We start from the raw sequence: 13,552 nt of genomic DNA, 5'->3' as shown, positions 1-13,552 counted from the left end.
CGGAGAGAAACCCCTCACCCGGCTTCGCTAACGCGAAGCCACCCTCTCCCACAAGGGGAGAGGGTGCACTGTGCGTGTGGCGCGAACTACTGCATCGACACCAGCGAGAAGTCGATGAACCAGCTCTTCGGCTGCACGACGCCGGTGACCTTCGGGCTCATCGCACGTGGGCCGACGTCGTGGGCGACGTAGAGGAAGGCGGCGTCATCGACGGAGGCCGCGTGCAGCTCGGCGAGCGCGGCGTCGCGTGCGGCCGGGTCAAACGTCTGGCGCGCCTTCTTCACCAGCTCGTCGAACTTGGGCTCGTTGATGAAGCCCCAATTGTTCGAGACCGGCGGCGCCATGCCCGATTGCAGGAAGCGCACCAGGGCGAAGAACGGGTCCATCGCCGCATAGGTGACGTTGGTCGCGTTCGAGCCGTTGGCCGAGGGATCCTTGGCGCCGCGGCGCCAGTTGGTGAACAGCGTGTTCCACTCGATGACGTCGAGTTTCACGTCGAAATAGCACTCGGCGAGCGCCTGCTGGAGATATTCGTTCATCGGCAGCGGCTGCATCTGTCCCGATCCGGACGCCGAGGTCTGGATCTTCACCGAGAGCTTCTTAGCTGGACCGAAGCCGGCCTCCTGCATCAGCTTCTGCGCAGCCGCCTTGTCGTACTTGATCTCGAAGCTCGGCTTGCCGCGCCAGGGATGGCCGGGCTCGAAAGTGCCGGACGCCGGCACCATCAGCCCCGCAAGCAGGCCGTCCTTGAGGCCTTCGCGATCGACGCAGAGGTTGGCCGCCTTGCGCACGCGGATGTCGTTCCAGGGCGACCCCTCGACGCGCGAGAACTGCCACGGCCAGACATGCGGCTGCTCGTTGGCGTAGAGCTTGAAGCCGCGCTGCTTCAGCTCGGGCAGCGCATCCGGCGCCGGCGCCTCGACCCAATCGACCTGCCCGGACAGCAGCGCCGCGGTGCGCGCATTCGCCTCCGGCATCGGCAGGAGCACCATCTTGTCGACCTTGGGCACGCGATCCTTGTTCCAGTAGCTCGCGTTCTTGACCAGCTCGAGCCGTTCGCGCGGGGTGAAGCTCGCCATCTTCCAGGGGCCGGTGCCCGCGGCGTCCTTGGCGAAGGCGGTCCAGGCGGCCTGCGACTTCGCCTTGGCATCGGCGCCTTCGGCCTTGTCGTAGAAATGCTGCCACTTCGCCGGGCTCGCCATGAACAAATTGGTGAGGTTGATCGGCAGGAAGCTGTCGGGCTCCTTGGTGGTGAGCTCGACCGTCATGTCGTCGATCTTCTTCGCGGAGGCCAGCGTCGGCATGCGCGAGGCCGTGACGCCGACCTGGCTGGCGTCGAATTGCGACGCGTCCTGCTTCAGCACCTTCTCGACGTTCCATACCACGGCGTCGGCATTGAACGGCGTGCCGTCATGGAAGGTCACGCCGGGGCGCAGCTTGAAGGTCCATTTGGTCTTGTCGGCATCGTCGACCTTCCACTCGGTGGCAAGGCCCGGGATCACCACGCTCGGCTTGTCGGCAGAGGACAGGTCCCAGCCGGTCAGCGCGTCATACATGGTGAGGCCGGTGAAGCGATTTCCTTCAAAACCCTGATCGGGCTGGCCGAGGGTGCGCGGAATATCGGCAGCAGTCATGCCGATGCGCAGCACCGTTTCCGCAGCGACCACGCGCGGCCATGCGGCCGCGCTGCCAAGCGCCAAGAGCGCGATCAGCGCCGCCCGTGTCTTCTTGTTCTTGATAAGCATCGCCTCGATCCTTCTTCGGCTTTCGATGATTAATTTTGATGCAATCGTATGCAATGGCTATGCCAAGGAGAAACTTTTTCTGCAAATTGCCCCTGCGACGACAAGTCCTTGTGATGACGCACGGGCGAAACAGGCGCACTGCCTATTCTGGCATCAAGATTGCAAGTTTGGCCCCAGATCCTCCCTGGAGCTTTGGGCCATGCGTATTCGTCTGTCGACCTGTCTCGCCGTGCTTGCGCTGACAGTTTCCGTAATCTCGGCGCGCGCCGAAACGGTGGTGCGCTACGGCATCTCGATGGCGGATATTCCGCTGACGACGGGGCAGCCCGATCGCGGCGCCGGCGCCTATCAGTTCACGGCCTACACGATCTACGATCCGCTGGTGGCCTGGGAGATGGACGTCGCCGATCGCCCGGGCAAGCTGGTGCCGGGCCTCGCCACCGAATGGAAAGTGGACGATGCCGACAAGACCAAATGGCGCTTCACCCTTCGCAAGGGCGTGAAGTTTCACGACGGCAGCGAGTTCAACGCCGACGCGGTGATCTGGAATCTGGACAAGGTGCTCAACGACAAGGCGCCGCAATTCGACAAGCGGCAGAGCGCGCAGGTGAAGACCCGCCTGCCCTCCGTCGCCAGCTACGCCAGGATCGACGACTTCACGGTGGAGATCACCACCAAGACGGTCGACTCCTTCTTCCCCTATCAGATGCTCTGGTTCCTGGTGTCGAGCCCGGCGCAGTATGAAAAGCTCGGCAAGGACTGGGACAAGTTCGCCAGCCAGCCCTCGGGCACCGGCCCGTTCAAGCTGACGAAACTGGTGCCGCGCGAGCTCGCGGAGCTCAGCAAGAATCCGGACTACTGGAACAAGAAGCGCATTCCCAAGGTCGACAAGATCGTGCTGGTGCCAATGCCGGAAGCGCTGACGCGCACCAATGCGCTGCTCGCCGGACAAGTGGACCTGATCGAGACGCCGGCGCCGGATGCCGTGCCGCAGCTCAAAGCGGCCGGCATGAAGCTCGTCGACAACGTCACGCCGCATGTGTGGAACTATCACCTCAGCGTGCTGCCGGGCTCGCCCTGGACCGACATCCGCCTGCGCAAGGCGCTCAATCTCGCCATCAACCGTGACGAAGTCGTCGGCCTGATGAACGGCCTCGCAAAACCCGCCAAGGGCCAGGTCGACCCGTCGAGCCCGTGGTTCGGCAAGCCGACCTTCGAGCTGAAATATGATCTGGCCGCCGCCAAGAAGCTGGTGGAGGAAGCGGGCTACTCCAAGGCAAAACCGCTGAAGACCACCTTCATCATCGCGCAAGGCGGCACCGGCCAGATGCTGTCGCTGCCGATGAACGAATTCCTGCAGCAGAGTTTTAAAGAGATCGGCATCGAGATCGACTTCAAGGTGGTCGAGCTCGAGACGCTCTACACGCATTGGCGCAAGGGCGCGGCGGACGAGATGAACGCCGGTATCACCGCCAACAACATCGCCTATGTCACCTCCGATCCGCTCTACGCCATCGTCCGCTTCTTCCACTCCGGCCAGATCGCGCCGGTCGGCGTCAACTGGGGCGGCTACAAGAACCCCAAGGTGGACGCATTGATCGACGAGGCCAAGCAGACCTTCGACAGCACCAAGCAGGATGAATTGCTGGCGCAGGCGCATGCGCTGATCGTGGATGATGCCGTGCTGGTCTGGGTCGTCCACGACACCAACCCGCATGCGCTGTCGCCGAAGATCAAGCAGTTCGTGCAGGCCCAGCACTGGTTCCAGGACCTGACGACGATCGGGGTGGAGTGAGGGGTGGGCTACGCGCCGCTCTCGTAGGGTGGGCAAAGCGTAGCGTCCCACCATGCTACGACGCGGAAGATAAGACGTGGGCACGGCGCTGACGCGCCTTTGCCCACCCTACGAGAACTGATGCTCGGCGCAGATAGCGTTAAGGATCAAACTGCACGCCAGACAAACGGTGTCGTCCTGGCTTTCGCCAGGACGACATCGAAGGTGTGGCCGCCTTCAAGGCCACACCTAACGCCCGCTACTTCGTCAGCAGCGCGTACGCCCCGGTCCAGTCCTCCGGCGGCGGATTGATCTGGAAATCCTTGATCCTCGCTTCGTAGAGCTTGAACAGCTTTTCCAGCGTGTCGGCGTCTTCGCTGCGGCGGCCGCGCTCGATCGCGTTCATCGCGCCCTGCCAGTCGCGGTTGCGGTAGCAGCCGAGCATCTCGATGGTGATGTTGCGCAGGCGCTGGAAGGCGGCCGAATGCATCACGTCCTCGCGGCCGGCGATGGCGTAGATCACCTCCGGCTCGGTCTTGCCCTTGACCATGATGAAGTCGAGCTCGAGGATCGCGAACTTGTCCTTGGCGGCGAGCGCCGTCCTGGAGCCGACGATGATCGGGAAGCCGTATTCCTTGGTCTGCCCTTCCAGGCGCGAGGCGAGGTTCACGCTGTCGCCGAGCACCGAATAGTTCTTCTTGAGGTCGGAGCCCATGTTGCCGACCACGCCGATGCCGGTGTTGAGGCCGATGCCGACGTTGAGCGGGATGTAGACGTGGCCGCCGTCGGCGGCTTCCTGCTCGCGCTCCTTGTTGACCGCATCGATCTGCTCGAGCATCTGGATCGCGGCTTCGCAGGCGTTGACCTGGTGCTCGGCATCGTCGAGCGGCGCATTCCAGAACGCCATGATGGCGTCGCCCATGTATTTGTCGATGTAGCCCTTCCGCTCGATGATGACGTCGGTCAACGGCGTCAGGAAGCGGTTCATCAGCGCGATCAGCCCCTGCGGATCGTGCTTGTAGCTTTCCGAGATCGTGGTGAAGCCGCGCACGTCGGAGAACATGATCGTCATCTCGCGCTCCTCGCCGCCAAGCACGAGCTTTTCCGGCGACTGCGCCAGCTGCTCGACCAGCACCGGCGACATGTACTGCGCGAACATGCCGCGGATCTGCACGCGCTGACGCTGCTCGCGCACGAAGCTGGCGAAGATCAGCGTCAGGTAGATCGCGGTTGTCGAGAGCAGCGGATAAGTGAAGTCGATGAGCTGGCGGTACTGCGCGTAGAAGAACCAGGATGTGCCGACCAGGATCGCGGCGAACATCGCACCGGCGAGCACCAGGCGCACCGGACCGAGATTCGGCGTGAAGATGATGACGAGCAGGCCAATGAACAGCGCAGCGATCAGCTCGATACCGAGCGCATAGTTCGGCTGCGAGATCATCGCCCCGGTGAGCACGCTCTCCAGCACCTGGGCGTGGATCTCGACACCCGGCATGGCCCGGGATACCGGCGTGGTCTTGATGTCGTTCAGGCCGACCGCGGAGGTGCCGATCAGCACGAGCTTGCCGGCGATCTTGCTCGGCGACACCGTGTTGTCGAGCACGTCGGCGGCCGAGACGTAGATCGAGGGATCATAGCGGGCGTAGTGCACCCAGAGCTGGCCGTTCCTGTCGGTCGGGATCTCGACGCCCTTGAGGCGGATGGCCCGCACGCCGGACTTGTCGGTCCGGACCAGCAGCGTCGGCGTGCTGGTGATGACCCGCAGGATCTCCAGGCTGAGCGAGGGCATGATGTTGCCCTGGGCGCGCATCACCATCGGCACGCGGCGGATCAAGCCGTCGCGCTCGGTCCTGATCGTGAACAGGCCACGACCGGCGGCGACCTTCTCGATCACGGGCACGTTGCGCAACAGGCCCGGGAACTCGAACAGAAACTTCTCGGCATTCTCCTCGCCGACCGTCGCCACCCCTGTGAAGGGAAGCGACTTGTCGATCTCCGACGTGATCACCGACTGTCCGGTCTCGCCCAGCACCACGCGCGAGCGCTTGATCGCTTCCGAGAGGATCTGGTCGTTGCTCGGCAGCTCGCTCAGCCTGGCGCGGGTGGCGTCGTCCAGATAGCGCATCTGGCCGGCGACCAGATCCGGATTGAGCCGGTCGGGCTCTGAAAACACCACGTCGAAGCCGATCGCGACCGCGCCGTTATTGGTGAGGTTCATGATCATGTCCGCGATCCGCGTCCGTGACCACGGCCATTGGCCAAACTTGGCAAGGCTCTTGTCGTCGATGTCGACGATGGTAACCGGCCGTATCGTCTTGTGGCGCGGATCGATCAGCTGGAACATGTCGAAGGTGCGCAGCCGCAATTCCTGGATCGGCGGCGGGTCCCAGAGGCGGGCGGCGGCGAACGCGACCAGCAGCGCAAGGCACATCAGCCGCGCCAAGCCGAACTTCTGCGCAAACCACCGCCGGAGGATCTTGAGACGTCTCATGCCGGTTGAACTTCCTGCAACCGCTTGGGGCCTGATCTTGGATCGCCGTGAGGCAAATGGCCAATGGTTCGGCGACAGAAAATAAGGATTTTTTGTCGCGATCAAAGCGGAATAATGAGCCGTTTCCCGGAGGGTCCGCCTCTAACTCACATGAAGGATGAAGTCGCCGGCGTTGAGACTGCCGACAGCAGTGTTCTTCAGGAGGATCTTGTCGTTGTTGTCGAGCGTGAGCAAGGTATCGGCACCGTGCTGCTCCGCGAGCGAGGATACCTGCGTCCATGACGTGATGCTGGTGAACTGCCTCAGGTCGATCTTGTCGAGGCCGACCTCGAAATCGTTCACGGTGTGCTGGGCCATATGCTGCGACGACGTCGGCGCGAACACGAACTGGTCCTTGGCGCCGCCACCAATGAGCGTGTCGCTCGTCTCGGTCGCGAAGATCACGTCCTTGCCGGCGGCCCCTGCCAGCGTGATGCCCTGGCTGTTGGCGCCCTCGACGAAGATGAAGTTGACGGTGTCGGACAGGCCCTTGGTCGTGTCCGTGACCGTCAGCGTGATCCGGTCGGTGCCCGGCGGCACGGGGAACTGATCGGTGCTGGCGCCCGTCGGATCGTAGGCAATGCCGGCGCCTTCTGCGAGGCCGGTATTGATCTGGGCGAGCGAACCGGACGCCGGATAGACACTGACGCTGCTGGTATCCGGGTGCGAGGTCGACACCGAGAGGGTGAAAGTGTCCGTCGCAGCGCCGGAATCGGCGTCGGTGACCACCAGATCGGTGATGATCTCGTTGCTGTTCTCGCGGATATGCTCGACCTGGAAGTGCTCGGTGTTGATGACCGGGCCGCTGGCGGAAGGCGCCGTCACGCTCGTGCCGATTGTGGTGAGCTTGTCCGACACCGATGCCGTGCCGTCGGTGCTCATGGCCGTGATATCGGTTGTCGCCGTCGCCGAAGTGGTCGTGATGCCGCCGACATAGGTGTTGTCGAGGGCATGCACGCCTAGCGCGTCCGGCGTCCCGGTGAAGCCGTTGGCCGGCACGAAGCGAAGCAGCGTGTCCGGGCCCAGCACCAGCGCACTCGTGTCACTGACCGCCCCGATATCGACCCATTGATGGGTGCCGGCGAGCTCGTACTGCCAGACACCCTGCGCCGCCGTGGCGGTATCGGACGTCACCGCGATGGCCTTGAGGGTCGCCCCGGCATCGGCGTCGTGGAACTTGCCCGTGAAGAGGCTGCTGATGGTGCTTCCGACCGGATTGCTGTCGTTGCCCGCGACCGAGGCCAGCGTCGTGTTGTCGAGCGTCGGCGCGTCGTTCGTGCCGGTGATCGTGACAACGACGTCCGCCATCACCTTCTGGCCCTGGCCGTCATCGAGCGTAATGGTGGACACAACCTTCACGGTCTGGTCCTTGGCGAGGAAATCGAGCGCGTTGTCGGCGATCGAATAGCTCCAGGTGACCGTGCCGTTGTTCTTGCCGGTCTGCCCATAGGTCAGCGCGTCCTTCAACGCGGCGATCTGGCCAGGCGTGAGCGACGCGGTGAGGTCAGTGGTGCCGTCCGCAGCGAGCGAGGTCACGACCTGACCGGTGACTGTCGCCGTTGGACGGTCGGTCAGGTCGATGTCGGTGAAGTCGATCGAACCGGTCGCAGCCGGCACCGGGTCGGACGCACCGGAGCCGGTGGTGTTTTCACGCTCGGCGAAACCTGCAGTCAGCGTCGCATGGGCCGTGTCGAGCACCGGCGCGTCGTCATCCGCATGGATCGTGATCAGCGTGTGCCCGCCCTCATCGCTGCCCGCGAAGTGTGCGTTGCGATAATCTCCGACGAGCGTCAGGCTGATGGTCTGGCCATCGTCGCCGGTGACGGTCAGCACGCCGCCGCTCGCGGGATCGTCGGCATCGGGGACATAGACCGCGCTGGTGCCAGGCCCCCACTTGATCATCGTCAGGTCGATCTTGTCGTTGGCGGACAGCTGCGCGATCGAGCCGCCGAAATCCGTCGTATCGATCTCGAGCTCGGCGCCGTCACCGGCGAGCGTGATCGTCTGCGACACCGTGCCCTTGACCTCGAGCGTCGCGCCGGCGTCGACCACAACCGAACCCGTAACCGAGCCCGACAGGGAGCCGAACAGCGTCAGTGTCCCGGTGTGGACCTCGATCGAGCCGGTGGCGGTGTTTGTGATGTCGCCGGTGATCGACGCGGTGCCCCAGCTGTCGATGTCACCATCATTTTCGATGGTCAGGTCGACCCCGGAAATCGAGGCACCGTGCAGATCGATGGCACCATGGTTGACGATCGACGACGTATCGCCGAACACGCCGCTGCCGGCGACCGTCCAGGTGCCGCCCGCATTATTATTGAACGTGGCGGTGGCAACCGAGATATTGCCGTTGATGTGGCCGGTGTTGTTGAACGTGATCTCGCCGCCGGTCTCGACGATCGCATAGGTCGTCGAGGTCACGGCGCCGGCATCGTCGGGCCCGATGGTGCCGGAATTGGTAATCGACGCAGCGCCGGTGCCGTTCTCCTGGATCGAGATCGCCGCAAAACCGTCGGCGCCGACCACCGATCCGGTGTTGGTGATGGACGTCGAGCCGGTCGCGTCTGCATCGTCCTGGTCGATATTGATGCCGAACGAGGTCGCGCCGGTGATGTGCCCGTTATTCGAGATGCTGACGTTGCCGTCGCCATGGGAGACGACGTCGAGACCGACTGCGCCGGACACGCCGCCGCCGATCGTAGCCGTGATGTCGCCGGCGCCGGCCGCGCCGTCGTGCAGCACGATGCCGTTGCCGGTCTGACCGGTGATGGCGCCGACCGTCGTCAGCGAGATGTCGCCGATGCCGTTCTGAGTGACGACGATGCCGTTGGTCGCGCCGGTCAGCGCGCCGGTCGGCGTCAGAATGATGTTGCCGCGACTGTCGGCCGTCCCGCCCGATGCGGTGAAGTCGAGCGCGTCGCCCTTCCCCGAATTGATGTCGGCATCGCCTGTGACGGTAAAGGTGCCGCCGCTCGTCGCCAGACCGGCGATGGTGCCGGCAAAATCGTGACTGGTGTCGTCCAGCTTGAGCGTATTGGCGCCGCCCGCGAAGGTGGCGGTCTGCTCGTTCGCGCCGCCGAGCTCGAGCGTCGCGCCGTTGTCGATGATCAGCGTGCCGACGCCGGTGATGCCACCGGCGAGATTGAGCGTGCCGGCCTGAACTTCGATGGTACCGCCGCTGTTGGTGACGCCAGCCGTGATCGTGTTGGAGCCCGAGACGCTGTAGAGATTGCCGGCATTGCTCAGGTTGCCGCCGTTGATCGAGACGTCGGTCAGATAGAGCTTCGAGGTGCCGTCGACCGAGATCGTGCCGCCGGTGTTGGTGATGGTGGCGGCCGTCAGCTTCAGCGTGCCGCCGGTGATCGCCTCGATCAGGCCGTGATTGGTGATGGCATGGATCGTGGCCGGATCGATCGTCAGGGTACCGCTGGTGACAGAGATCGCTCCGGTGCCGGCAATGGTGATGCCGGCATTGTCGATGGCGCTCGTGCCGGTCGATTCCAGCGTGCCGGAGACGGTGAGCGTACCGCCGGTCAGGCTCGCACCGTTCAACGTCAGCGTCTTGCTTGCATCGACATTGACGGTGCCGTGATTGGCGATCTCGGTGCCCACAACGGTCGCGTTGCCAAACGTCAGCGTGACGTCGCTCTCGACGGTGACGGTGCTGATGCTAACCGTCGCCCCGCCGTCGATGCGGCTGGCGCCCGTAACGCCGATCGTGCCCGCACCCTTGATCGCGCCGCCGCTGATCGTGGCGTCGTCCAGCGTCAGCGCGGCATTGCCGTCGATGACGACGTTGCCGCTCGAATTGTCGACCGTCGAGCCCAGATCGATCGCCAGCGCGCCGCCGGCGAGCACTTCGATGATGCCGGCATTGGTGACGGTCTCGTCGCTCAGCGCATTGCCGGTGCCGCTGACGTTGAAGAGGGCATTGTTGTTCAGGATGCCGCCGCTCAGGACGGCGTCGCCGGTGAGATCAATCTCACCATCGTTGGTGATCGTGCCGGCGCCCTGGAGACCGGCGTTGAAGATCGGCCCCCCCTCGCCCTCGCCGTTCCCGGTGCCGATCACCCCACCGGCTCCGCCGATGGTCGCGTTGGTGACGACCAACCTGCCGGAGGCGTCGATGGTGATCTGGCCGGCATTGGTGATGCTGGAGCCCTGATGGATCGTCAGCCAGCCATTTGCCAGCACCTCGATCACACCGCTCGACGCGTTGTCCACGGTCTCGTGAGCGAACTCGACCGTGCCCTTGACGTTCACCGTGCCGGAATTGTTCAGCGTGCCGTTCTCGATCAGGCTGACGCCGTCGAGCTCCAGCGTGCCGAGAATGGTGACGGTGCCGCCGTCGACCGTCGTGCCATCGACGATCAGCGTCGCGCCGGCATCGGTCTTCAGCGTGCCGCCGGCATTGTGGATCTCGGCCCGCGTCTTCAGCGTGCCGCCGAACAGTTCGAGCGTGCCGGAATTGGTGATCGTGGTACCGACGGCGAAATCGCCGCCACCCTGGAACGTCAGGTGGCCCGTATTGGTGAGCACGCTCGTATCCAAGATCTCGGCCTTGCCGCCAACGAACATCGAGCCGGCGTTGGTCAGGATCGAATCGGCGCCCATGTTGAGCGCGCCAGCAATCGTCAGCGAACTCTGGACGATCACCTTCGGCGGCGGGCCGCCGAAATCGTTCATCGTCAGCGACTTGGCGTAGGCAGCTGCGTCGATCGTCACCGGATAGGACGGCGTCAGGCCGTGCAATTGATCGGTGATGACGATGACGTCATCGTCGATGGTCGGAACGGTGCCGGTCGCCCAGTTCGCGGCGTCTTTCCAGAAGCCGCCCGAGGGCGCGCCGGGCTTCTCGGTCGCGATCCACACCACGGCGGGCGCATCGGTACCGGTGATCGTGACGGTGATGGTCTGTTGCGCGGTCCCGCCATGCGTGTCCTTGACCGTCACGGTGTAGACCAGCGTCAGCACCTCGCCCTTCGGAATGAAGTCGGCGAGGTAGACCGGAAGATCGGCCAGCGACCAGTTGATGGTGCCGGTGCCATCGCCGGTGCTGTCGGCTCCCGACGCGATGGCAACCGACATCGCGCTCTGGAACGCCGCGAGCGGGCCCGGCGGAACGGTGCTGCCGTCAGGCAGCGTCGCACTGGTCAGCGCCACCGACACGGTATGGGCGTCGGTCAGATCGACGTCGGCGAAGTTCAGCGTGCCCGAGGTCGCCTCATCGCTGACGAGCGGGCCGCCCGGCACGCTGGTGCCGCCTTCGAAGGTGATGGTCGGAACGCTGCTGGTGATCACCGGCTTGTCGTTGGTGCCCGTAATCGTGATGGTGATCGGGATGAACTTGGATTCGGGGGCGACCTGAAAATTGGTGTCGACGCGGACCATGTAGGTCAGCGTCAGCGTTTCGCCGGCCGCGAGAAAATCGAACACGTTATCGGGGATCGTATAGGTCCAGACCGCCGAGCCGTTGTTGTTGTTGCCGCCGTCGGGGGCCACGCTGATCTGGATCAGCGTCGCCGCGATGTCCTGCTTCTGAAGAGCGCTGAGCGAGCCGGTGACGTCCTGCTGGCCGGCGTTCTTGTAGACGTAGTTCGGCGCCTCGGCGAGGCTTATGCTCACCGTCGGCCGGTCGCCGAGATTCTGATCGACGAAGGTGATCCGGCCGGAGATCGTATCGGAATGCGTGGTGTCGCCGGTGGTGTCCGCGCGCTCGCTCAGCGAGAACTCGGTCTTCACATTGCCGCCGAGATCGAGGCTCTGCACCAGCGGCTGGCCGGGGATACGCGTGGCAGGCGACGTGGAATTGCCGGGCCCTTCTGATCCTGTGTGATTGAGGTTCGTGAAGGTCGCGATCACGACGGCGCCCGACGCCGACTTGAGCACCAGATCCTGGCTGGTCGGCGTGATCGTGTCGGTGAAGTTCGTGGTCAGCTTGGTGTTGCTGTTGTTGTCGGTGAACTTCAGCGTGAACACGTCCGTGATCAGCTTCTGCACGTCCGGCGACATCAGCGCGTTGCTGATCGAGACGTTGCCGCCGCTGATCTGGATCATCTGGCCGGCCTGGTTGACCGTCGCGATCGGCAGCAGCGTGATCTTGTCGAACAGGATATAGGAGCCCGTGGTGCCGTTCGGCTCGACCAGCACCTGGAAGCTCGCCTGCGGCTGCGGGTCGCCGCCGCCGGCGGGAATGACGAAGTTGATCTGGGTCAGTACCGCGGTGCCGCGGATGCCCATGGTCGCGACCGGCGTGTCGACCTTCATGTCGCCGTGCTTGGCGGTTTCGCCGGCGACAAAGGTGATGGTGCCTGCCACCAGGCTCAGCAGCGAGGAGTTGTTCGACCCGTTGGGGTCGTAGACCATCTCGTTCAGCACCATCCGCGCATTGGAGGACAGGCCGAACACGGTGCCGTCGATGAAGGTGATGCCGAGCGTCGAATCCGCGCCGGTCGACACCACGTCGCCCTTCTCGACATTGTCGCCGTTGTTGAGGATGACCGAAACGCCGTTGCGGATCGCGGTCGCGCTGCCGGAGAGCTTCGTGACGTGGCCGATGACCTGGGCCGCAGCCGTGCCCGGCGCGGCCTGGGCAACCTGGACGTGGCCGGTCAGCGCATTGACGACGTCGCCGGTGAGGTGGGCGCCATCGGACGAGGCCAGTGCGGCACGCTGCTCGCCCCTAAAATAATCGTGAACGACGAAGTCGCGCCCCTCATGGGACAGCACGAGGTCGAGACCTGAGCGCTTGAACTCGCCGTTGAAGATCAGATTCGGGTCGGGAACAACGACAGCCCCATCGGGCACGCGACCGTGCGCCTTGGCGGTAAAGGAATCGACATGGACATAGCCGGGCGAGTGGGAACCTTCGCCGTTCAAGGGAATCGCGGCGTCAAATTTGCCAGCGTAGTTCAACGGGGCACCGTAAAAGGGTTAATAATTATGAAAGTATCGACCGCCTAAGCTTGCTTAGCATTACCAAGTCCTTAGCGAAACCATCTATTGCTTGTGTGATTTCGCATCACTTGGCCTTGCGGACGCCCGGAAAACCGCGCTACTGGGAAGGAACCGCAGTAATACCTACAGTATTCTGAAGTCGAATTCGGCTTTTTTGCGGACATTTCCAAGCATCCAAAGTAACCTGCTGTATAGATCTGACAGCAGATACTGATGTCATCTTTTCCCAGGGGTTCCCCACAGCATCCTGCGGCAAATACGGAGCTAAATCTGTGACCTAACTAACAGACCCCGTGAAATCGCGGGCTTGTTAGCCATAGGACCCAGAATCGGCGCCACCACAACCTACGCTTGCAATCGAAGCATTTTCACCGCCGCCGGTCACCTCCTAGCCGGCGATTCGTAAAATTTTACGCAATTTGGGCGGGCTTGTTTCAGCCTGTCCCACGGTTTTGGGACCCCTGCCGGGCGCGTTAAGCAGAACAAAACGGCCCGCCTCGCACTATCTCCGCGAAAGCAACAAAGCCCGGCACGTCGCGGTCGAGA

General features: G+C 63.6%; 4 protein-coding genes. 1 reads left to right on the top strand and 3 read right to left on the bottom strand.

Translation table 11 applies throughout. The annotated features are described in order from the left end of the window. Positions 1 to 86: 86 nt before the first annotated feature. The gene (locus tag QA649_RS05910) at positions 87 to 1,745 is read right to left on the bottom strand and encodes an ABC transporter substrate-binding protein (RefSeq protein ID WP_283023365.1); all 1,659 of its coding nucleotides are present in this window, start codon (positions 1,743 to 1,745) and stop codon (positions 87 to 89) included. 199 nt (positions 1,746 to 1,944) lie between these two features. On the opposite strand from QA649_RS05910, the gene QA649_RS05905 reads away from it, so the two are divergent. Continuing rightward, positions 1,945 to 3,540 (top strand): ABC transporter substrate-binding protein, encoded by a 1,596-nt coding sequence (locus tag QA649_RS05905; protein WP_283023364.1) that lies wholly within the window; start codon positions 1,945 to 1,947, stop codon positions 3,538 to 3,540. Positions 3,541 to 3,778: 238 nt separating this feature from the next. Here the strand turns inward: QA649_RS05905 and QA649_RS05900 are convergent, their stop codons facing one another. Continuing rightward, on the bottom strand, positions 3,779 to 6,010 hold the full coding sequence (locus tag QA649_RS05900; RefSeq protein ID WP_283023363.1) for an adenylate/guanylate cyclase domain-containing protein: 2,232 nt from the start codon (positions 6,008 to 6,010) through the stop codon (positions 3,779 to 3,781). Between the two features lie 141 nt (positions 6,011 to 6,151). Next, the gene (locus tag QA649_RS05895; RefSeq protein WP_283023362.1) at positions 6,152 to 12,964 is read right to left on the bottom strand and encodes a FecR domain-containing protein; all 6,813 of its coding nucleotides are present in this window, start codon (positions 12,962 to 12,964) and stop codon (positions 6,152 to 6,154) included. Between the last annotated feature and the right edge of the window lie 588 nt (positions 12,965 to 13,552).

The sequence above is a fragment of the Bradyrhizobium sp. CB1717 genome (assembly GCF_029714325.1).
Classification (GTDB): domain Bacteria; phylum Pseudomonadota; class Alphaproteobacteria; order Rhizobiales; family Xanthobacteraceae; genus Bradyrhizobium.
This window is presented reverse-complemented; position numbering and strand designations above follow the sequence as displayed.